The organism is Lentimicrobiaceae bacterium, assembly GCA_020636745.1.
In the GTDB taxonomy this organism is placed as follows: Bacteria; Bacteroidota; Bacteroidia; order Bacteroidales; family Lentimicrobiaceae; genus Lentimicrobium.
Genome location: JACJXH010000004.1, coordinates 307,026 through 329,016, shown reverse-complemented (window position 1 = coordinate 329,016; position 21,991 = coordinate 307,026). Strand labels below are relative to the sequence as shown.

16 protein-coding genes are annotated in these 21,991 nt (G+C 44.1%); 3 read left to right on the top strand and 13 right to left on the bottom strand.

All coding sequences use genetic code 11. The annotated features are described in order from the left end of the window. Positions 1–7: 7 nt before the first annotated feature. The 9 genes from H6541_08670 to H6541_08630 all read right to left on the bottom strand — a co-directional run bounded on the left by H6541_08670 (position 8) and on the right by H6541_08630 (position 14,715). Positions 8–1,654 carry a hypothetical protein gene (locus H6541_08670; GenBank protein MCB9015851.1) on the bottom strand — a complete coding sequence of 549 codons (1,647 nt, stop codon included), beginning with the start codon at positions 1,652–1,654 and terminating at the stop codon, positions 8–10. A 5-nt stretch (positions 1,655–1,659) separates the two neighbouring features. After that, positions 1,660–4,014 (bottom strand): transglycosylase domain-containing protein, encoded by a 2,355-nt coding sequence (locus tag H6541_08665; GenBank protein ID MCB9015850.1) that lies wholly within the window; start codon positions 4,012–4,014, stop codon positions 1,660–1,662. A gap of 60 nt (positions 4,015–4,074) precedes the next feature. After that, positions 4,075–4,575: a gliding motility lipoprotein GldH gene (locus tag H6541_08660; protein MCB9015849.1), complete on the bottom strand. Its 501-nt coding sequence runs from the start codon at positions 4,573–4,575 to the stop codon at positions 4,075–4,077. Positions 4,576–4,697: 122 nt separating this feature from the next. Continuing rightward, a complete protein-coding gene (locus H6541_08655) occupies positions 4,698–5,693 on the bottom strand; it encodes a hypothetical protein (GenBank protein ID MCB9015848.1) in 996 nt (331 codons plus the stop codon). 329 nt (positions 5,694–6,022) lie between these two features. Next, entirely contained in the window at positions 6,023–7,156 is a 1,134-nt protein-coding gene (locus H6541_08650; GenBank protein ID MCB9015847.1) for a DNA polymerase III subunit delta, read from the bottom strand. A gap of 53 nt (positions 7,157–7,209) precedes the next feature. Continuing rightward, positions 7,210–11,238: a T9SS type A sorting domain-containing protein gene (locus H6541_08645; GenBank protein MCB9015846.1), complete on the bottom strand. Its 4,029-nt coding sequence runs from the start codon at positions 11,236–11,238 to the stop codon at positions 7,210–7,212. A gap of 52 nt (positions 11,239–11,290) precedes the next feature. Next, entirely contained in the window at positions 11,291–12,067 is a 777-nt protein-coding gene (locus H6541_08640) for a succinate dehydrogenase/fumarate reductase iron-sulfur subunit (protein ID MCB9015845.1), read from the bottom strand. A gap of 13 nt (positions 12,068–12,080) precedes the next feature. After that, the gene (locus H6541_08635; GenBank protein MCB9015844.1) at positions 12,081–14,021 is read right to left on the bottom strand and encodes a fumarate reductase/succinate dehydrogenase flavoprotein subunit; all 1,941 of its coding nucleotides are present in this window, start codon (positions 14,019–14,021) and stop codon (positions 12,081–12,083) included. A gap of 28 nt (positions 14,022–14,049) precedes the next feature. Continuing rightward, on the bottom strand, positions 14,050–14,715 hold the full coding sequence (locus H6541_08630; protein MCB9015843.1) for a succinate dehydrogenase cytochrome b subunit: 666 nt from the start codon (positions 14,713–14,715) through the stop codon (positions 14,050–14,052). 177 nt (positions 14,716–14,892) lie between these two features. Between H6541_08630 and H6541_08625 the strand changes: the two genes are divergently transcribed. From H6541_08625 to H6541_08615, 3 genes are all read left to right on the top strand, one after another. Beyond that, positions 14,893–16,182, top strand: coding sequence for an aminopeptidase P N-terminal domain-containing protein (locus H6541_08625; protein ID MCB9015842.1), 1,290 nt, complete (start codon positions 14,893–14,895; stop codon positions 16,180–16,182). A gap of 109 nt (positions 16,183–16,291) precedes the next feature. After that, positions 16,292–17,707 (top strand): aminopeptidase P family protein, encoded by a 1,416-nt coding sequence (locus H6541_08620; GenBank protein ID MCB9015841.1) that lies wholly within the window; start codon positions 16,292–16,294, stop codon positions 17,705–17,707. Between the two features lie 98 nt (positions 17,708–17,805). Then, complete coding sequence (locus H6541_08615; GenBank protein MCB9015840.1) at positions 17,806–18,603, top strand: alpha/beta hydrolase; 798 nt, start codon at positions 17,806–17,808, stop codon at positions 18,601–18,603. Positions 18,604–18,687: 84 nt separating this feature from the next. On the opposite strand, the gene H6541_08610 is transcribed toward H6541_08615, so the two are convergent. From H6541_08610 to H6541_08595, 4 genes are read right to left on the bottom strand one after another with little or no spacing between them, the layout of a single operon-like run. Further along, the gene (locus H6541_08610) at positions 18,688–19,293 is read right to left on the bottom strand and encodes a nicotinate-nucleotide adenylyltransferase (GenBank protein ID MCB9015839.1); all 606 of its coding nucleotides are present in this window, start codon (positions 19,291–19,293) and stop codon (positions 18,688–18,690) included. Further along, positions 19,262–20,329, bottom strand: a complete 1,068-nt coding sequence (locus tag H6541_08605) for an adenylate/guanylate cyclase domain-containing protein (protein ID MCB9015838.1) — start codon at positions 20,327–20,329, stop codon at positions 19,262–19,264. The genes H6541_08610 and H6541_08605 overlap by 32 nt, the downstream gene beginning before the upstream one ends. 14 nt (positions 20,330–20,343) lie before the next feature. Next, the gene (gmk, locus tag H6541_08600; protein MCB9015837.1) at positions 20,344–20,922 is read right to left on the bottom strand and encodes a guanylate kinase; all 579 of its coding nucleotides are present in this window, start codon (positions 20,920–20,922) and stop codon (positions 20,344–20,346) included. Positions 20,923–20,928: 6 nt separating this feature from the next. Then, on the bottom strand, positions 20,929–21,801 hold the full coding sequence (locus H6541_08595) for a YicC family protein (protein ID MCB9015836.1): 873 nt from the start codon (positions 21,799–21,801) through the stop codon (positions 20,929–20,931). Between the last annotated feature and the right edge of the window lie 190 nt (positions 21,802–21,991).

Below are 21,991 nucleotides of genomic sequence, written 5' to 3'. Positions count from 1 at the left end.
AAGATATTTATTGCTGCCTGGCCAAATGCAAATCATATTCAGCTGTTGCACGTTTTGTTATCAACGTGTCAACAGGTATCTGAAGCCTTTCAGCTTCTGTTTTTATCTCCTCAAGTACATGCTTGTTGCTTAAAATGCGATCTTTTAGATAACTAATGCCAATTTCTCTTTTTATACTCTCTTTATGTAATATTTGTTTGCGGACAGTTTCAGTAACTTCATTTTTTGAGAAATAATGTCCTTTTTTACTCGATTTGATGTCAGGTTTGACCAGTTTTTCATAGTAATCTGGCTGAAAACGGGTTTTGAGATAATGCATCCAAAATGTTGTTTTGGTGTTGGAGTCATAATGAATCATTCCAATTCTATACTGCCAGGTTTGAAGTAAGTTGACTCCAATGAAAAATATGAAAACTGCTGGAAACAAAAAGCTTGCAATTTTGGACTTTACATTAAAAATGGCCTGTAAAAAAGCTCCGATTGCCAGTGCAAACAAGCCGTATCCATCAATATAGGCTCTTAGTCCGAAACTGCCTCCAAACCACCAGCACCACCACGATGCATTGACATAGGTAAGCAAAACCAGTAAGGCTGACACCTGCCAGAAAATTTCCCTGTTTTTTTTCCAGAGGAATGGCAGCCCGATAAAAGTGAGGGCCATCAGTGGAGTGTAAATAAGCCAGCCTTTTCGGTAGCTGAACAAGCTGCTAAGTACCTGCGGATTGTTGAAAAAGAAGCCTTCGTCGCCATAAGTATACATAAACCAGTGGCCGGTGGAAAATTTCCAAAAGGCCAGCTGGGGTGCCCATATCAGCATATAAGCGGCTATCATCAACAATAGATGCTGATAGTGGCTGGCAATATATTTTATCCGCTGCAGTGGTTTCTCTGATGCAAGAAAAAGTGCTCCTACGATTATATTGGTAGGCCTGATAAGTACAATAAGCCCAAAAAGAAATCCCAGAAGTATGGTATTCAATATTTCGGGCTTTTTAAGCCAGTATTGCAACCTGTAATAGAAAACTATAATCAGGGCAAAACTGTACACGTGCGACATGGCAGGCTCAGTGGTTACATACCAGGTTAAATTGGTTCCCAGGCCTACAATAAGTAAAAGGAAAGCAACAATGCTTTCATGGTAATGTGTTAAAAGTATTTTACGCATATACCACAGCCCGATAAACAGGAAAAGCAAGGAGCAGAAAAGCAGCGTAATTTTGTAAGGAGGAGAGTATCCGTCGGCCGGATAATCGGTAAGTGGAACAATGAGGTAATGTGTAATGGCGATAAATGGAGCTTGTATGATGGCCAGTCCCATGGTCATTTTTGAGAACAACAGGCCGGTTTCCTTTGACCTGACCAGCCATAGTTTTTGCCGGATATTTTCGGGAAGCTGCCGGTGTACTTTTTCAAGATTAATGTCGTGATAAATAACCGCAGCAGGAATATAAACGTAATAGTTTTGTACATCGTCCTGTATAATTCTACGTTCATTGTTCCAGTCTTTATTGTTGAAATTATAAATACAATATGAAGTAAATACAATAAAGAGGGTGATAAGAGAAATATTGCGGCTTAGCTTGTGCTTTCTGTTTTGCACAGGTTGTGCCTTGTCCTGCAGATCATTCAACGGTTTTAGGGGGCTGTTTTCCATAGGTTTTAAAAGTCGCCTGAGTTGTATTTGTTGTCTGATTTTCTTTGAATGGCTTCGTACTTGCTGCAATCAATTTCAACCGAGAGCGGATTTGAAGGGTGTTCGAAATCGCCTTGCGAGATTGAAAGTTTGGGGTCGGCATATATTTTTTTCATGTATAGAGCCCAAATTGGCAAAGCCATATTGGCGCCCTGTCCCAGGGTAATGCTGCGAAAGTGAATGCTGCGATCTTCGCCTCCCACCCAAACGCCGGTCACCAGGTCGGGGGTAAGTCCCATAAACCATCCGTCACTGTTATTTTGGGTTGTACCGGTTTTGCCTGCAATCGGGTTGTTGAGCCCATACTTATATCTGAGTCTGACACCGGTTCCGCTTTCAACCACCCCTTTCATCAGCTGAAGCATCAGAAAAGCGGTTTCTTCACTCATCGCTTCTTCCTGCCGGGGCATAAAGCGCGCAATCACATTGCCGTTTTTATCTTCGATGCGGGTCACAAAAAGAGGTTCGATGTATACACCTTTGGCCGCAAATGTATTCATGGCACCTGTCATTTCGTAAAGCGTCAGGTCAGGTGTTCCTAATGAAATTGACGGTACTGCGTCAATATGGCTGGTAACGCCCATTTTTCGGGCAATTTTAATCACAGCCATAGGCGAATATCTTTTAATAAGAAAAGCTGAAATCCAGTTAATAGAGTTGGCAAGGGCTTCTTTGAGGGTTACCATTTCGCCTTTTTTGAAATCGTTCGAATTTCTTGGCTCCCATTTACCTCCTTCGGGCAGGTCTATGCTGTATTGAATGTTGGCTATTTTGGTGCAGGGCGAAAAGTCGCCCTCCTGCATAGCTAAAGTGTATACAAAAGGTTTAAAGGTTGAGCCAACTTGTCTTTTGGCCATTTTAACATGGTCAAACTGAAAATGACTGTAATTGATACCGCCAACATAAGCTCTTACAAATCCGGTTTGCGGTTCAACCGACATCAGGCCGGCCTGCAAAAAGAATTTATAGTAACGTATTGAATCCCATGGAGTCATAATGGTGTCGCGTTCGCCCTGCCAGGTAAATACTTTCATGGGCACTTTTGTGCTGAACGACAGTCTGATAGAATCGTCTGATACGTCGGCAGCCTTAAGCTTGCGGTAACGCTCTGAACGTTTCATGGAAGCCGTCATCAGTTTGAATGCTTCTGCTTTGACAGATGATTTAGGGAAGTCAAAAGGAGCTTCTTCGCGGTTTTTCCAATGATTATAAAAGGCCGGCTGCAGATCGTTGCCAAGGTGTTCGGCAATAGCCTCTTCGGCATAAACCTGCATGTGTGAATTGATGGTAGTAAATATTTTAAGCCCGTCTTTGTAAAGATTGTAGTTAGTGCCGTCGGGCTTGGGGTTTTTCTCAATCCAGCCGTAAAGCGGATTGTTTACCCATTGCAGTGAATCTTCAGTAAATACACTTTTATCGAAGTAGTTTTTGCGTTTGGGCTCTTTGGCCGACATAATCTGCCGCAAATACTCTCTGAAATAGGTTGCTTCGCCGGAAGTATGATCCTGAACGCGGAATTTGGACATGTCGAGTGGCAATACCCTGAGCGAATCATATTGTTCTTCTGTCAGATAATCGTATTTCTGCATCTGATGCAGCACCACTTCGCGGCGTTTCATCGCTCTTTCGGGGTTTCGTGCCGGATTAAACCATGTTGGTGCTTTAAGCATGCCCACCAGCATAGCCGATTCCTCAATCGACAGGTCTTTCGGACTTTTATTGAAGAATGTTTTTGCGGCTGATTTGATGCCAAACGAGTTGCTGCCAAAATCAACAGTGTTGAAATACATGGCCATAATTTCCTCTTTGGTATAGTTGCGCTCAAGCTTAATGGCTGTAATCCATTCCTTTAGCTTGATAAACACGGTTTCAATAAAAGTACGGTTTGCTTTTCGGGGAAAAAGGTTTTTGGCCAGCTGTTGGGTAATGGTGCTGCCCCCGCCTTTGTTGCTTCCGGTTACCAGTCCGAAAGTTACCCTGAAGAGTGCTTTGACATCGATGCCTGAATGTTTTTCGTAGCGCGAATCTTCGGTGGCAATAATGGCATTTACCAGGTTGGGCGACAGGTCGGAATAATGAATATTTGAGCGGTTTTCAATGTAGTATTTGCCCAGCAACTCCTGATCGGCCGATATTACTTCTGATGCCAGATTGCTTTTAGGGTTTTCAAGTTCCTCAAACGATGGCATAAAACCCAGCAGCCCTGCCGACATGGCAGAGAATAGCAGTACAACAAAAACGAATACCGAAAGCCATGCAATCCATAATCGTTTTCGCCAGGTGTATACATTGGGTGAGTTATCTTTTTGCTTTTTGGCCATAGCAATATTCTTTATTGTTCTCAGTCGAAAATTATCTGCTTTGTTGTTTCTGAAGTTATCTTATTCTGCTGTCTGTTTCTCAAGCCTTACACCCGCCTCTGAAATGCCTTCAAGTGTGCTTTCACGCATGGCCTGATTGAGCTTTAAAGTGTAAATGCCTTTAAGCGGGAAACGGATGTTTTCTCTGATGAATATGCGGTTGTCGCGGTAACGCCCGTTACCCTTACCCAGCCATTCACCGTTTTTAGCCGATAGCTTGCACTCAATCGTATCGCGCGACATGCCGCCACCCGGAAATTCGGTTGTCAGAAAAAAGAAAATATTGTTGTATTGATAAGAGGTGCTGTTTCTGATGTTGAGGAAAAACCGGTACGAGCTAATGGTGTCTTCAATGTTGATTTTGAACGACATCGATTTGTCCTCAGGCCATTTGTCGTTGGGCAGGCTGATACTTTCATCATAAAACTTTGCAGGGTCGCATGCAATAGTAAGCAGCAATAAGGTTATTGCTGATAAAATGAATATCCGGCGAAAGCCCCGGTTACCTGATTTGATTATCATATGTTTTAAACGTTGCAAATGCACTTCTATTTTGCAGGGATTCATTTTGTTGACTGCGTGAACTGAAGCTTGTAAAAAAAAACTGATTGTTGCGACAGGCTGTTAGGAGGAAGGTTAACAGATTATTTGTCAAACCTGCGCAGATCATCCTGACCGACAGCATTTTCATATTCAGTTTTCTTTTCGATTTTTCTGGCAAAATCTTCCAGTTTTTCAATCGGTTGCCCTTTTTTGTTTTTAGCAATGATAGCTTTTACCTGATCCACCGGTATAGGCATCATGTTGTTGGGGTCTGATTTGTAGGCGTACCAGATGATTCCGGCGAAGACATCTGTTTTTTGAGGGAATGCGTCACCTTTTTTGGTATTCAGCACGGTGTCTTCCGGCGGAAAGTTTCTCAGTGCATCTGTATAAGCAGAAAATTCATAGTTTAAACAGCATTTAAGTTTGCCACATTGGCCGGCGAGCTTTTGCGGATTGAGCGAAAGCTGCTGAATGCGGGCTGCGTTGGTACTTACAGTGTTGAAGTTGTTGAGCCAGGTTGCACAGCAAAGTTCACGTCCGCAGGTACCTATCCCTCCCAGGCGCGAGGCTTCCTGCCGTGCTCCAATCTGCCGCATCTCTATTCTGATTTTAAACTCTTCGGCAAGCATTTTAATCAGATCCCTGAAGTCAACACGTTCATCGGCGGTGTAAAAGAAAATAGCTTTGGTGTCGTCTCCCTGATATTCAACATCGTTCAGTTTCATTTTCAGATTAAGCCTTGCAGCTATCTCACGCGATTTAAACAGGGTGGCATCCTCTTTTTCAACTGCAGTCACCCATTTTTCAATGTCGCTCAGCCTGGCTTTGCGATATATTTTGCGGATGTCTTCACGTTTGGGATCAACGTTTTTCTTTTTCATCTGATAGCGCACAATTTCACCTGCCAGTGAAACGATGCCAATATCGTGGCCGGGGTTGGCTTCAACTGCCACAATATCGCCTACATGCAAATCATGTTCGGTTGTTGTTTTGAAAAAATCTTTCCGGTTGTTTTTAAAACGAACCTCCACACAGTCAAATGGAATGTGTCCTTCGGGCTGTGGAGTGAATTTCAACCAGTCGAAAGTGTCCATTTTACTGCAGCCATGATGGTAAATATGATCGTTTTTATGAATCAGGCTGGGTTGCTGACAACAACCACGGGTGATAAAATGATTTTTTTCGGGAGATATTTTGTCGGCTTCTTCCATTTCGGTTTTTTTTAAGCAGATTCCCTGTCAGTTTTTATGAAAAGGAATGTAGTATGTTGAAAATCAATAGCTAAAAAGCGTGTCCGCTGATTCTGGCAAATTTACAATTTTTTTCGATCATCCGGCTTTATTTACGTATTTCGGTTTACATGCCCGTTAGCCGTTACTAAAATTTTTTCTTTGATTGAAACGTGCTTTGTATGCATTTCTATTTATTTCATTTTGAGCCATTTGGTAAGCTGCAGCGACATGTCCATATAAATGATGGCGGCACTCCCGTTTCTTTCTATATGATAAATGGCTTTGTTGAAGGCTTCTTCAAGGATAGCTGCATTGGCCTGGTTGATAAAAGGGGTGAAATCGCGGATAAATTTCAATTCTTCACCTTCAGCTTTTACATGGTGATAAGCACCAAACCTGTTGAGCAGGCAATACCTGGTGACTTTGAGCCCGTATGACAGCAGGCTTTTTTGTTTTTCACGGCCAAGGCCCGTAAAATCAGCAGTAAATTTGTAGATTTCCCTGATGTCGTTTTTAAAACACATGCGCATCCATTTTCTGAAAATCTCAAAATAAACCTGATCTGTTTCACCGGTTTCCAGTATTTTAAGCGCGGCATTCAGGTTACCGGAAGCCAGGTATTTAACCTGTCCGGCTTCTTCGGGTGTGCATTTTTTTAATGAAACCAGGGCTTGTGTGAGTTCGTCATCACTCAGCCGGTTAAATTTTACCAGTTGGGTGCGCGATAAAATAGTGGGCAGTATCAAATCCTGTTGCTCGGCAATGAGTAGAAAAAGCGTTTTTTCGGGTGGTTCTTCCAGAATCTTCAGGATTCGGGGGGCGGCAGCATGATAAAGCTTCTCAACCATCCAGATAATCATCACCTTGTATTCTGATTCGTAGGATTTGTAGCTGAGTGTTTTGATGATTTCATTGCAATCTTCAGTATTGATAATGCCCTGTTTGTTTTCAAGCCCAATTTGCTGATACCAGTCGGCAAGTCCAAAAATGGCTTTCTGACCTGTTACCAGTGTCCGCCAGTGATGTATGAAACGCTTGCTGAGAGGCTTTTCATCAATTTCTTTGGTTTTAGCAATCGGATAAATAAAGTGCAAATCAGGATGAATCATTTTTTCGTATTTCATACAGGCATTGCACACCCCACACGAATCCTCATCTGTGCGTTGTGTGCAATTGATATACTGTGCATACGCCAATGCCATGGCCAGTTTTCCTGAACCTTCGGGACCCAGAAATAGTTGTGCATGGCTTACCCTGTTGTCTCTGACTGAGCGTCTTAGCCTGTTTTTAATAGATTCCTGCCCTGTTATATCACTGAATTTCATGCTTTGTCCTGCTCTTTTTTGCTGCTAATTTAGTGGTTTTCACTCCAGACTTCTTATTGTATGATTAGTTTTGAAGTTCCCGACCAGTTTCCGCCGTCAATTTTTACCACATACATGCCCGGATGTAACTGTTTTACCGGAAGTGTCGTTTTTTGTACACGGGCTAAGGCCTGCGTGCTAAATATTGTTCTGCCCTGCAGGTCAAGTATGCTTATTTCTGCTGTTTGTGGTTTTTCAGTCATAAATTCAAGGCAGATGTTGTCGGATGCCGGGTTGGGGTAAAGCCTGAACCTGTTGTGCAAAACTTCTTCAATGCCAATGCAATGGTCAACTGTAATCAGTTTGTCGAGGGTAAATGTGTTGGTTGATGTTTCGTTCTGAACGGTTAAACTTACTGCATATACGCCCGGATTTTGATATTGAATCCGGGGTGAAGGCCCATCCCAGCTTTCAGGAGAGCCCCCTTCAAAGGTCCACTGGAAACTTGTTGGATTGCCGGTATAAACTGCTTCAAAGCCGATACTGGCCCCGCTGCAAATATTGGTGGCTTCGGGCCTGAAAGTAGCCGAAAGTGGATGGGTGTTAAATTGAAGGAATTGCAGATAGCGCTCCATCAGTTGAGGCCTTCCGGGACTGTCGAACATAAAAGTGCCGCCAAATTCAATGGTAGAAGATAATGCATGATAATAGCCCGAGTCAAGTGCAACTACAAAGTCAAGTCCTGAATTTTTGTCTCTGAACCATGGCACAGCCGGTTCGAGTGCAATGAGGTTTTCGCCTCGTTTCCAGTCGCCCAGATATTCTATCTGAAATCCTTCAGCGGGTGTTCCGGCCAGGCCCTGAAGCGTATCGGCCGGTTTTGACCAGGCCAGATTTGACCCCTGCACCCTCAAACGCGAGCGCAGTAAAGTAGGCGGATCCTGTTTGAAAAATGCACCTCCCTCGAGGTACAGGTTTCCGCCCTGGTTTAAAAATTGAACCATCAGGCTGTCTTCACCAACAGTAAGGGTGTGATTTTGCGTAAAAAAACCGAGTGAAAGGAAGGCCAGATCGTAATTCAGGATGCTTGTATCAATTGTTTCGGTCAAATCTGGTGTCAGGTTCAGGGCGTTTAATGCCGCAACCATGTGTACAGCAGAGTTATGATTTTTATCCAAATCAACTACCAGCATGGAAACTTCTCCCAGCGTAATGCTGAATGCTTCAGTTTTGACAAGGTTGTTTTCTTGATAAACATCAAGTGTTCCTGTTAATACATGTCCATTGGGAGCTGCATCGCTCACGGTTAAAGTGTAGGAAGCCGTTACACAAGAGAAGCTCTTTAGCTCGCCTGTTTCAATGGTGGTCGCACCGTTGATGGCTGCATAAGGATCGCTGATGTTGATTTTGGCTGAAAGGTTACCGGCTGATGCATAGCCATAGTTATAGATGTTGAAACAAATTTTTACTTCTTCGCCCGGATCGGCAATGAGGTTGGCACTATCGCGAATACATGGCGGTGAGACAACAATTTCAGGTACAGCTGCATGAAAGTCAACAAATTTGAGCAGCGAAAAAGTGTTGTTTTTCAACTGACCCTGCAATCGAAGGAGCTGAGTACAACTGATGGTGTCAGGAATTATCAGGCTAAAAACATTGTTAATTGTTGTTTCGGCTCCGGCAGGCAAAAGGGCTACCTCAACTTCGTGACCAGCAACAGCCGTGTTGGCTGACGCAGCTGTTAAATTAAATAATAGATTGTCAATATTTGCCTGACTGTGATTTTTGATGTTTACAGAAAGCGGAACCATCGCTCCGGGCGATAAAACTGCTGTGCTGTCGGTCAGCCTGATTTCAACTTCAGGGCCAGTGGTAATAAGAATGTTTTCACCTGCCTGCAGTCGTTTTGAATCTGTAGCTGTTATGGTTACAACATCAGCCAATAAACCGTTACCTGCCGGAATTTGCAACAATCCTGATTCACTCAGTTCCATGCCTGCCGGCAGGTGCGAAGGTGAAAACTGAATAATCTGCCCTTCGTTTGGCATCCTTTCTGAAAACTGGCTGTACAGGGTTTCAGTCCGCGTGCCATTGCTGATGCCTATAACCGGTGCCAGTGAGGGTTCGGCAATGGCTGTGCCATAATGAAAAGTAATTTCACCTTCAGGCGTAATGGTTGTTGAAAATGTGGAAAATCCATTGCCTTCTGATGCAGAAATTCTCCAGTTGAATATGACTTTTTCAGTTGAAGATGTTACTGAAATGTAATCCTCTGATGTGTTCAGCCCCATGTCCTTATTCATGTATCCGGCAATGGCCTGCAGCTGGCGCAGATACAACTTGTCGAACAAAAGGTAATAATAGGGCATGTCCTGCCGCTCAAACATCAGGTAGCCGTTTACGTGCATATACAGCGTATCGTAAGTCTTTCCGTAAAAAGGGAAACTGAAGGGCAGAGGAATGGCCGCATATCCCAGTGTTGGATTGGTGGGTGTCTGAATCACGCCTGAAGGCAATGTGTAAGCCGCAATGCTGTCTTTTTCATAATAAATATGTTTCAGCTGCCACTGGTAGGGCGGATGTCCTCCGGAAGCTGTAAACTGAACAGCGGATGGTGTTTCAGGATTTACAATCACAGGCCCTTGAGGCCTAATTGTCACAGGTTCTTCAGCCGAAGTGCAAACTACTGATGCAATGGTCCGGCCATTATTTACGATTGAAAGAGGTGTGTCATTGCTTGTAAATGTTGTGGTCTGATTGTTTTGATAGTTGATGACAGAATAGTTCAGCAATGCGCCGTTTCCTGTGTTATTGGGGTCTTGCTCGTCGGTAATCAAAAAAATACGGCACGATGAGCCCTGCTTCATATAGCTCAGCAAGGGAGTGATGTCCAGCCCGAATTCCAGTGTTTTACCGGAAGGTAGTTTGTTACCCGCCATGTAATTGTCGCCGCCCTGGTAATTGAATATGGAGTATTCAAGGGTGTGTTCGGGGTACAGGCGTGTTGTGTCGGAACTGATTCCTGCCAAAAGCCTGATTTGACCTCTTTTGTTGTGCTGAAGAGTGGCTTTGATGGTTAGCAGTGGGCGATAAGCAGTGTCGGCGTGAAGTACATGGGTTGAGTTGTTCCAGATACCGCCCTGCCCGTATTTTAAAGCCAGAGTTCTGTAAAGCATGTAACAAAACCCTTCATTAGCCCAGTAGTTTCCGTAGGAATTCACAAATTTTAATCCGCCTATTTCCCAATCCTGCATGTCTACAATGCCATCACCGGTTATATCAATATGATTGGTGTACATGCCGTCGCCATTTACGTCAAAACGGATGGAGTCGTTATAGCCAACAATAGTAAGTGCATGAGAAGCATCTTCCTGAAACTCAATTTGTACAAATTTGTATTGTTCGGGTGTTCCCGGGGCTAATTGGTGTAAATCAGACATTCCCGCGTAATAATTGGCTACACCGCCTACTGCTGACCCGTTGAGGTGGTTGTGCAGCCAGTGTTTTAAAATAAGCAATCCTTCGGGTGTGCCTGCATGTATGGAACTTACTCCTGAAATGCGGTTGTGCATGGCCTGCAGATATCCGTCATAGCCATTCATCCAGTAGTAAGTGTCATCCAGTTCGATAGGGCCGTAAAGATTTTCATTCGGATTTCCGGCATCATACAAAATATCAAACGTGTGAAAATAGCTTACCCCCATTCCATAGTATGGTGTTGTGGCATTCATAAAGTTGTAAACGAAATGGTCGGGATAAAGGTTGGTGCCCGTGTCTGACGGGAGATTGCGCAGTCGGTTTATTTCGTAGCAAAAGTTGTAACCTACTGATGCTGACTGCCCGCAGCTGGCTCCCTGCTGGGAAAAAACAGGCCGGAGGTAGGGTTGCGATGAATTGTCAACAACTGGCGGAAGCTCAATGCTTCGGCATCTTTCAGGCAGGCTCAGCGGTGGATAATCAGGAAACTGAAAACCCGGGAGAGCTGTCCGTTCCATACTTCCTTTGTGGAAGATGGGTTTGGTTCCTTCATTTGGAACATTTACCTGACAAAAACTGCCCACTGTGTAAAACACGGTGAGCAGTGTGATGATGCATTTTCTCATATCAGAAACCAGATTCTAATGAAAATGATTGTTTAAGCCATATGTTTAATCGCTATATTCCACCACCTTTTTGCTCTTTAATAGCCGGAGCACATATTTTAGCTGAAAGAAATTCGCGGTTCATTCGTGCAATATTGCTGATGGAGATTTCTTTGGGGCATTCGGCTTCGCAGGCACCGGTATTGGTGCAATTTCCAAATCCGAGCCTGTCCATTTCGGCAACCATTGCCTGAACGCGTTCGTAAGCTTCTACTTTTCCCTGAGGAAGCAAAGCAAATTGCGAAACTTTGGCTGAAACAAACAGCATGGCAGAAGCATTTTTGCAACTGGCAACACAGGCGCCACAACCAATGCATGCAGCGGCATCCATCGAAAGGTCGGCATCAACTTTAGGAACAGGAATGGCATTGGCATCGGGCACACCGCCTGTATTAACCGAAACATAACCGCCAGCCTGGATAATTTTATCAAAAGCAGTACGATCAACAATCAGGTCTTTTAATACCGGAAATGGTCTGGCCCGCCATGGCTCAATAACAATGGTTTCGCCGTCCTTGAATTTGCGCATGTGCAGCTGGCAGGTTGTTACAGCTTTATCGGGGCCGTGCGGATGTCCGTTGATATACATGCTGCAGGCTCCGCAAATACCTTCGCGGCAGTCATGGTCAAATGCAACAGGGTCTTCGCCTTTTAAAACCAATGACTCGTTGAGCACATCCATCATTTCAAGGAAAGAGCTGTTGGTTGAGATGTTGTTCACTTGATAAGTAACAAACTTTCCCTTGCTTTTGGCGTCTTTCTGACGCCATATTTTGAGTGTTAAATTCATGTTCAGCGGTTTTTTACTTGTAATTCCTCTGTTTTACTTCCACAAACTCATAAACGAGCGGTTCTTTGTTGAGCTTTGGCTCTGAACTTTCACCAGTATACTCCCATGCGGCAGCATACATGAATTCTTCGTCATTTCTCATCGCTTCGCCTTCAGGGGTCTGATATTCTTCACGGAAATGGCCGCCGCATGATTCTTTGCGGTTCAGCGCATCGCGTGCCATCAGCTCGCCCAGTTCAAGGAAGTCGGCAACCCGTCCTGCTTTTTCAAGTTCAGGGTTGATTTCGTTCATTCCTCCCGGAATTTTCACATCTTTCCAGAATTCTTCGCGCAGTTTGGCAATTTCAACAATTGCTTTCTTCAGTCCGGCTTCATTTCTGGCCATTCCAACGTTTTCCCACATAATGTGGCCCAGGCGTTTGTGGAAGCTGTCAACAGTCTGTTTGCCTTTTACATTCATCAGGCGGTTGAGACGGTCGGTTGCTTCTTTTTCAGTTTGTTTAAACTCAGGTAAATCAGGTGAAAATTTAGGCACCCTGATTTGGTCAGCCAGGTAGTTTTGAATGGTATAAGGCAGTACAAAATAGCCGTCAGCCAATCCCTGCATCAGCGCTGAAGCGCCCAGACGGTTAGCGCCGTGGTCGCTGAAATTGGCTTCTCCAACAGCAAACAATCCGGGAACGGTTGTCATCAGCTCATAATCAACCCAAAGACCTCCCATGGTGTAATGCACCGCCGGATAAATCATCATGGGTGTTTTGTAGGGGTTTTCGTCCACAATCTTTTCGTACATCTGAAACAGATTGCCATAGCGGGCTTCTATTACATTTTGCCCCAGACGTTTGATAGCGTCACTGAAATCGAGGTAAACAGCAAGTCCGGTTTCACCTACGCCAAAACCGGCATCACATCTTTCCTTGGCTGCCCGGGAAGCCACATCGCGTGGTACCAGGTTGCCAAAGGCCGGATAACGGCGTTCGAGATAATAATCGCGATCTTCTTCGGCTATTTGAGTAGGCAGTAATTTGCCCTGTCTGATTTTTTCAGCGTCTTCTTTCTTCTTGGGAACCCAAATGCGGCCATCGTTTCTCAAACTTTCGCTCATCAGGGTAAGTTTGGACTGAAAATCGCCGTGAACAGGAATGCAGGTCGGATGAATCTGCGTAAAGCAGGGGTTTCCGAAAAACGCTCCGCGTTTGTGAGCTTTCCATACTGCTGTAGCGTTGGAGCCCATGGCATTGGTTGAAAGGAAGAAGACATTGCCGTAACCGCCAGTTGCCAGTACAACTGCATGTGCCGCGTGACGTTCAATTTCGCCGGTAATCATATTGCGAACAATAATACCGCGTGCACGGCCTTCCACCACAACTACATCAAGCATTTCGTGGCGTGAATAAAGCTCAACATTGCCTTTTTTTACCTGACGGCTAAGGGCGCTGTATGCTCCTAAAAGCAATTGCTGTCCCGTTTGGCCGCGGGCATAAAATGTGCGCGAAACCTGTGCGCCACCGAATGATCGGTTGTCGAGCAAACCGCCGTACTCACGGGCAAAGGGAACGCCCTGGGCAACACACTGGTCAATAATACTGTTGCTGACTTCGGCCAGGCGATGCACATTGGCTTCGCGGGCGCGGTAGTCGCCTCCTTTAATGGTATCGTAAAACAAACGGTAAACACTGTCGCCGTCGTTCTGGTAGTTTTTGGCTGCGTTGATGCCTCCCTGAGCTGCAATGCTATGCGCGCGGCGAGGGCTGTCCTGGTAACAGTAATTTTTTACTTTAAAACCAAGCTCAGCAAGACTGGCTGCTGCCGATGCTCCTGCCAGTCCGGTTCCAACTACGATAATTTCGAGCCGGCGTTTGTTTGAAGGGTTCACCAGGTTGGTGTGAGCCTTATAGTCTGTCCACTTTTCTGATAGTGAACCTTTGGGTATCTTTGAATTAAATTCTGCCATAACAGTTTGTTGCTTGAAATTCAGTAAATCATTGATTAATGTACAGGATGATTGGAATCAGAATGAAACCACCGGCAATGAGAATCGCCAGTGCCCGGCTTAACCCGAATGCAACCGGTGTGTACTTGCTGTGGTTTAATCCGAGCGACTGAAGTGCTGAGTGAAAAGCATGGTCAAGGTGGAATCCAAGGAACAGCAGCCAGACAACATACATTAATACAAGAGGAAGATCTTTAAATTTTTCAATGACCAGCAGGCCCATGTCTTCAAACATTTCGCCATTTATCATTACTTCGGGCATCTCACCAAACTTGGCTTTGAAAAAGAAGTTTATCAGGTGAATAACCAGAAATGCCAGAATAACGGCACCCGTGTGAATCATGAATTTTGAAAAGAAGGAGGTTTGTGAAAATCCTTCAACTTTGTACCTGGTAGGACGAGCCATCCAGTTTTGAATCTGCAGGATAATGCCCACCAGTATGTGGAGAATAAATCCACCAAACAGCACATACTGCATGGTTTGAACTACCGGATTGGTCGCCATAAAATGGGCCGCCAGGTTGAATGATTCTCGCGAACTGTCGAACAGAAGCAGGAGGTTAATACTCAGGTGAACAACCAGGAAACTGATCAGGAATAATCCCGCCAGCGCCATGATTACCTTTTTGGTAACTGATGAGTACGTAAATGCCATATGAAATGCAGGTTATTGTTAAAAAATTCGTTAATTTAACAGGGAAACAGTTGATTAATGTTAAATTTGCCTTTGCTTGCTGGCTTGTTTTTTTTCTTCTTAGAAGTGGCAAAAATAATGATTAACACTCCATCAGCAACGTAAAAGTAAGTATAAAATCATTCTAAATTAGAATCCATGCGTTATCAACCTGTTTCTGCGGAGCTGTTTGTCCGCAACCGTCACAAACTCGAAAAGCAACTTAAGCCCAATGCTCTTGCAGTAATACACTCCAACGACGAAATGCCGCGTAATGGCGACCAGTGTTTCCCCTTCAGGCAAAACAGTGATTTATTTTATCTTACAGGACTTGACCAGGAGAAGTGCATTCTTACTTTGTCGCCCAATCATCCGGTTGAAGCTATGCGTGAGATCATTTTTACGGTAAAAACCAGTGATCAAATGGTTACCTGGTATGGTCATAAATATACGCTTGAAGAAGCAGCCAGGGTTTCAGGTGTTCAAACTGTTAAATGGCTCGATGATTTTGACGGAATTTTCAGGGATTTAATGGCCAGGGCACATGTGGTTTACCTTAACCAGAACGAAAATCCCAGATTTACAACTGAAGTGCCATCGCGCGATCTTCGGTTTATGCAAAAGCTCCACAATGATTATCCGCTCCACAATTACGAACGGCTGGCACCTCTGCTTACTGAACTAAGAATGGTAAAGGAAGCGGAAGAAATTAAACTCATTAGCAAGGCTTGCGATATAACCGGACTGGCTTTCGGCAGAGTGCTGAAATTTGTGAAGCCAGGGGTGATGGAATATGAAGTTGAGGCTGAAATTGTGCATGAATTTATCAGAAATGGCGCCAGTGGGCATGCTTACCCTCCCATCGTAGCTTCAGGTGTTGATAATTGTATATTGCACTACAATAATAATGACAAAGAGTGTGGTGCCGGCGATTTACTGCTGATTGATTTTGGCGCTGAGTATGCCAATTATGCCGGGGATTGTACCCGCACCATTCCGGTAAACGGAAAATTCACACCCCGACAGCGGCAGGTTTACGATGCAGTACTCAGGATACTGCGCAAAGCTTCACGTATGCTGGTGCCCGGCACAACCATTGATAAATATCATGCCGAAGTATGTAAAATTGTTGAAAAGGAGCTGATTGGTCTTGGGTTATTTACGCTAGAAGATGTTGAAAGTCAAGACCCTGCAAATCCGCTGTTTTTCAAATATTATATGCATGGTACATCTCATTTTATGGGGCTTGATGTGCATGATGTGGGTTCGCGCCAGCATATACTGGCCAAAGGTATGGTGCTTAGCTGTGAACCTGCTATTTATATTCCTGAAGAAGGCTTTGGTATAAGACTTGAAAATGATATTCTCGTTGATGATGAGCCGGTTGATCTGATGGCTCATATTCCTGTTGAAGCAGATGAAATTGAAGCACTGATGAGTAACAGATAAACTGTTGTTTAAAGATCGCCTGTTTGTCTGAATTGTTAATTTTGCAGATACACATCATGTCGTTTTTCTGCAATCTGATACTTTTTGTAAAATCTCAAAATCAAATTATATGTTCAAACCTGAAACCTATACCGGCCGCCGCAATGCGTTGCGCGCTGAAGTCAAAAGCGGAATCATTCTGTTTCCCGGAAATACTGAAGCAGCTTTCAATTATCCTGCCAATACCTATCACTTCAGACAGGACAGCGCATTCAGCTATTTTTTCGGCATAAATCAGCCTGACCTCGCCGGAATCATTGATCTGGAGAACGGAAAAGACATCCTTTTTGGCAACGATGTTGATATGGATGATATTATCTGGATGGGACCTCAGCCATCAATGGCCGACCGGGGTAAACTGGCCGGAATCAATCATACTGCTCCTTTTGCACAACTTGCTGTTTTTGTAAAGGAAGCCGTTGCTCAGGGACGTAAAGTGCATTTTTTGCCTCCTTATCGCGGCGAAACCAAAATCTTACTTGCCGACCTGCTCGGAATCGCTCCTGCCGGACTGAAAGCTGCCGCTTCAGAAGAGTTGATTAAAGGGGTGGTTAAGCTACGTTGCATAAAATCAGACGAAGAAGTAAAAGAAATTGAAAAAATGGTGGATGTAGCTTATCTGATGCATACAACTGCCATGAAAATGGCTCATCCCGGTGTGGTTGAACAGCAAATTGCAGGAACGATTGAAGGTATTGCGCTTGCCAATGCCGGGCCGGTTTCGTTTCCGGTGATATTAAGTATGGATGGCCAGACCCTGCACAATCACAACCATGGCAATACCCTGCAGGCAGGCCGCATGATGGTGGTTGATTCAGGTTGTGAATCAGAGGAAACCCTCTATTGCAGCGATATTACCCGTACTGTGCCGGTAGGAGGGAAGTTCAGCCCCCGGCAGAAAGAGATATATGAAATTGTGCTTAAAGCCAATACCGATGCCATTGCAGCCATCAAACCCGGAGTAACATATCGCGAAATTCATTTGTTGGCAGCCCGTGTTATTGCACAGGGCCTCAAAGATGCCGGTCTGATGAAAGGCGATGTGGATGAAGCCGTAAAGCAGGGAGCGCATGCCATGTTTTTCCCTCACGGACTTGGACATATGCTGGGAATGGACGTGCACGACCTTGAGGGCGTTGGCGAAAATTTTGTGGGATACGATGATGAAGTTAAACGTTCAGACCAGTTTGGAACCGCTTTTCTCCGGTTTGGCCGTCGCCTGCAGCCCGGGTTTGTGCTTACTGTTGAGCCGGGCATTTATTTTATTCCGGCTTTGATCGACCAATGGAAGGCTGAAGGAAAATTTACTGAATTTATCAATTACGAAAAGGTAGAATCCTATAAAGACTTTGGCGGTATTCGCATTGAAGATGATGTTCTGGTCACCGAAAAAGGTTTCAGGGTATTGGGCAAGCCTATTCCCAAAACTGTGGAGGATATCGAGCTTTTAATGTCCAGAGAAACTGAAGACTTTGTTGGTCTTTAATTCCTCGGTATATACAGGTTGGGAGGTTTTTAAAAACTATCATTTATAAACCTCCTGCCTTTTTTATATCATGGTTTAAGTGTTTATTTTCAGGTTTTATGACAACATCCATTTCTTACAAAAATACACCTGTATATTACCGCACTGCTGGTAAAGGACCATGGGTTATATTGGTGCATGGTTTTCTTGAATCTTCTGAAATCTGGGACGATTTCGCTACAATGCTTGAAAAAGATTTCAGCGTGCTGGTGATTGACCTGCCTGGGCATGGCCGCAGTGGTGTGGCTGGTGATGTACATACTATGGAAATGATGGCTGAAAGCATAATGGCAGTGGCCGATCATCTGGGAATAGTGGAATTTGCTATAGCCGGTCATTCAATGGGTGGATATGTTTCGCTCGAATTGGCTTCCCGGTACCCGGAAAGAGTCAAAGGTCTGGTGCTGTTTCATTCCCATGCCGCTCCTGATGATGATAAAACCAAAGAAAACCGGCGCAGAACCATTGATATTGTGAACCTTAACAGGTCAAATTTTATCTATCATTTTATTCCCGATTTGTTTGCTGAAGAAAACCGTGAAAAATTGTCGGAAGCTATCGGGGTTTTGCAAAATCGTGCCGGCTCAATCTCGGCAAAAGGTATTGTGGCAGCACTTGAAGGTATGCGCGAGCGTAAAGGTGGCCTCGATTTGCTGATGTCTTCAGCTATACCCTTTCTGTTTGTAGTGGGCAAGCAGGATAGTCGTATGCCCTATAATAAAATTCTGGCGCAGGCTATGTTGCCCTCACATGCTGAAATTCTTTTGCTTGATAAGGTAGGCCACATGGGATTTCTTGAAGCTCCGGAGGTGGCTTTGCCTGTAATCCGTGATTTTTTCAGGCGAAATTTACTTTGATATAAGCTGACTGCCACCGGTGCAGTAATTATAGAGTTTCAGCAACGATTGGCTGATGTTGCCCATATATTCAGCATTTCTTTCTTATCTCAGATAGTATCCGTACTTATCTATAAGCCTGTACACACTGTCGGGCATAAAGTAACGGGCCTGTTTTCCTGCCAAAAGCGTTTTCCGGATAAAGCTTGATGAAATGTCAATTTTAGGCGCATTCACCAAGGTAATCGCAGGATGATTAAGTAATGCATGGTCCATACCGGTTTCGCGAGGATAAATCATAAAACTGTATAACCCGAGCAGCTGTTCATAGTTTTTCCATTTGTGAAAAGTAGGAAGAACATCTGTGCCGGCTATTAACACAAATTCCTTGTCGGGGTATTTCTCGGTAAGACGGGTCAGCGTATCAATGGTGTAGCTGGGCCGGGGCATGTGAAATTCAATATCGCTGACTCTGAATCTGCTGTCGTCAGAAATGGCGGCTTGTACCATTTCCAGCCTGGCATAATCTGACAACAGGGAAGTTTTATCTTTCAAAGGATTGTGCGGCGACAAAACAAACCAAACCTCTTTCAATCCTCCATATTCAATCATGTATTCGGCAATACAAAGATGCCCGTTGTGAATAGGGTTGAATGAACCAAAAAAGAGTCCGGTGCGTTTAGAATTTGTCTGTTTTTCCGGTTTGTTCATAGTATTTCAGCATCTTGATAAGCCGCGACATATAAAGATAAGGCCCTTGCAAAATAATGGTATTGCCATCAACCCTGGCTCTGAACTTACGCATGCCCAGTATAAAATAATTGCCGGCCTGAGGTCTGAAAAGCATAAAGCCTTTGGAATGGACAGGGTGCCGGTAACCAATTTGCGACATGATGTAGGATAAAATGCGATCCACATCACGTATATCGTCAAAAACGGCACGTGTTTTCCGGCGGGCGTACAGCAGGGCAATAAAAAATGAAGCGGGAATAATTGCGGTATAGGTAACCGGCGATAAAAACCATGAGCGTATAAGATGGTGAAAGCTACTGCCGGTTTGATTGGCTTGCACAGCGGCAATAAACAGCAGCATAATTGAAAGAATTGTCAGTGCTGAAAGCGCTGTTGAGATAAACGAATTTCCGTTTCCGCTTAGCTGTTCAATTTCAAGGATGCGGTATCTGAAATCGGATACCTGGGGCGCAACCGGTGGTTCGGTTTTAAACTCGTCGCGGTAAATCGATAGTGTTTTGTAGACGTTATGGCTACCGGGAAGATTTTCAATTTCAATATCGCGGTATTCAACGGCCTTGATGTCAATAAACCGGCTGATAGATTCATAGATGGTGTCGGAAAGGCAAATGCTTCCGGGTTCAGCCATTGCTTGCAGGCGCGCCACAATGTTTACCTGTTCGCCCAGAATGGCATTGTTGCGAATTTCAACTTCGCCTTTGTGCAGGCCTATGCTTACCAGTAATCGGCGGGGTTTGTCCTTGTTCTCATTCTGTTGCTTCAGCCTTTCCAGGAAATCAATGGCACACAGGTAAGCGTCGTTGGCCGAAACAAATGATGCAAGCACAGAATCGTCTATTCTTTTAACAAGATGGCCATTGTATTCGTGAATGACTTCATGCGAGATTCTGTCGTGAATAGCCAGCAATTCAAGCGCTTCCTCCTCGTCAAGCTCGAGTAGTCGTGAATATCCGCGGATATCGGAAAACATCAATGCTACCTCTGATTTGTTCACTTTTGCTGCTCGGTTTAATTGTTGATAAAATTCAGGACTTTCTCCAGTATTTCGGCTTTTGCTGTTTCTAAGTCGTTGTTAATTAATATGTAATCGAATTTGGGTGCAAATTCAAGTTCCCATCTTGCTTTGGCAATTCTTTTGCTGATTGTTTCAGGAGAGTCGGTATTCCTGTTTTTCAGGCGGTTTTCAAGTTCGGCAACCGAAGGAGGGCTTACGAAAACCGAAAGAGCATCATTGCCAAATGCCTTCTTAATGTTGAGGCCGCCAACTACGTCAACGTCAAAAATGACATGTTTTCCTTCTTTCATCAGTCTGAATACTTCTGATTTCAGGGTGCCGTAAAAACTTCCCGGGTATACTTCTTCCCATTCAAGTAAGTCGCCTTCATCAATGCGTTGCCTGAACTCCCGTGCTGATATAAAAAAGTAATCAATGCCATGAGTTTCTCCGGCTCTTATTGCCCGGCTGGTGGCCGATACTGAGAATCCCAGCTCAGGTATGCAGGTTAAAAGATGTTTGACAATGGTAGTTTTGCCTGCACCTGAAGGGGCAGATACAATGATGAGTTTTTTGTCAGTTTCTTTGTTCATCAGGTGTTATAGAATATTGGCAAGTTGTTCTTTAATTTTTTCAAGCTCGTCTTTCATCTGTACCACAATTTTTTGAATTCCGGCATCATTTGCTTTTGAACCGATGGTGTTAATCTCTCTGCCAATTTCCTGAGAAACAAAATTAAGTTTCCGCCCATTGGCTTCTTTTTCTTTCAGGGTATCGGTAAAATAATGACAGTGCTTGGTAAGTCTTACTTTTTCTTCAGTAATATCAAGTTTCTCGAGGTAATAAATCATTTCCTGCTCAAAACGGTTGTTGTCAAAAGTGTTGTTGTCTGCAAATTCAGCAAATCCGTTTCTGAGTTTTTCACGCAATTGCGCGTTTCGTGCAGCTTCAAATGGTTCAATCTGCGACAATAGCTGCATAATGGTATTTATTCTGGCAGCGAAGTCTTTTTCAAGCAGGTTGCCTTCGTGCGCTCTGAATTCATCAAGTTGATGCAAGGCATTTTCAAAGGCTGAAATTATTTTTTTCCAGTCTTCATCAGAGGTTTGTTCCTGCAGTTGCCGCGTAACATCCGGTAGTTTCATTACAATTGAAAAAATGTCAGTGGCAGGCGCATCCAACTCGTGGGCCAATGCTTTTAGCTCGTTGTAGTATGCTTTGGCCAGTGGTTTATTGATAGAAGCCGGCAACTCGCTTCCGGTATAGTCTATGCCTGCGTTTACCTCAACTTTACCTCTTTCAATCGATCTGGCCAGTAGTGTTCTGATTTCTGATTCGCGCTCACGGAGAAGTGCAGGGATTCTGAGATTAAGATCAAACTGCTTGCTATTGAGTGTTCTAATCTCAATATTGATGGTTTTTCCCTCTATTTCGGCTGTGCCTTTGCCAAAGCCTGTCATTGATTTAAGCATATTCTGAAATTTTTAACAAATGTACATTTATTAACGTAATCAGCCCCATATGCTTTTTACTAATGATAGCAGCCATCCAAAATATCCTGAAAGGCCGGATTGCTGAAAGTTTATTTCTGTTGACAGTTCATCAAGCAGGTGTCAGATTTTTATTGCAATTTAATGATTTTTTACAAAAAATGCAATTCCG

Bases quoted from the DNA above. Each gene is read 5' to 3' on its own strand.
- H6541_08615 (MCB9015840.1), top strand. From the start codon at position 17,806: ATGACAACATCCATTTCTTACAAAAATACACCTGTATATTACCGCACT.
- H6541_08665 (MCB9015850.1), bottom strand. From the start codon at position 4,014: ATGGCCAAAAAGCAAAAAGATAACTCACCCAATGTATACACCTGGCGA.
- H6541_08655 (MCB9015848.1), bottom strand. From the start codon at position 5,693: ATGGACACTTTCGACTGGTTGAAATTCACTCCACAGCCCGAAGGACAC.
- H6541_08630 (MCB9015843.1), bottom strand. From the start codon at position 14,715: ATGGCATTTACGTACTCATCAGTTACCAAAAAGGTAATCATGGCGCTG.
- H6541_08625 (MCB9015842.1), top strand. From the start codon at position 14,893: ATGCGTTATCAACCTGTTTCTGCGGAGCTGTTTGTCCGCAACCGTCAC.
- H6541_08635 (MCB9015844.1), bottom strand. From the start codon at position 14,021: ATGGCAGAATTTAATTCAAAGATACCCAAAGGTTCACTATCAGAAAAG.
- H6541_08670 (MCB9015851.1), bottom strand. From the start codon at position 1,654: ATGGAAAACAGCCCCCTAAAACCGTTGAATGATCTGCAGGACAAGGCA.
- H6541_08650 (MCB9015847.1), bottom strand. From the start codon at position 7,156: ATGAAATTCAGTGATATAACAGGGCAGGAATCTATTAAAAACAGGCTA.
- H6541_08595 (MCB9015836.1), bottom strand. From the start codon at position 21,801: ATGCTTAAATCAATGACAGGCTTTGGCAAAGGCACAGCCGAAATAGAG.
- H6541_08620 (MCB9015841.1), top strand. From the start codon at position 16,292: ATGTTCAAACCTGAAACCTATACCGGCCGCCGCAATGCGTTGCGCGCT.
- gmk (MCB9015837.1), bottom strand. From the start codon at position 20,922: ATGAACAAAGAAACTGACAAAAAACTCATCATTGTATCTGCCCCTTCA.
- H6541_08640 (MCB9015845.1), bottom strand. From the start codon at position 12,067: ATGAATTTAACACTCAAAATATGGCGTCAGAAAGACGCCAAAAGCAAG.
- H6541_08610 (MCB9015839.1), bottom strand. From the start codon at position 19,293: ATGAACAAACCGGAAAAACAGACAAATTCTAAACGCACCGGACTCTTT.
- H6541_08645 (MCB9015846.1), bottom strand. From the start codon at position 11,238: ATGAGAAAATGCATCATCACACTGCTCACCGTGTTTTACACAGTGGGC.
- H6541_08660 (MCB9015849.1), bottom strand. From the start codon at position 4,575: ATGATAATCAAATCAGGTAACCGGGGCTTTCGCCGGATATTCATTTTA.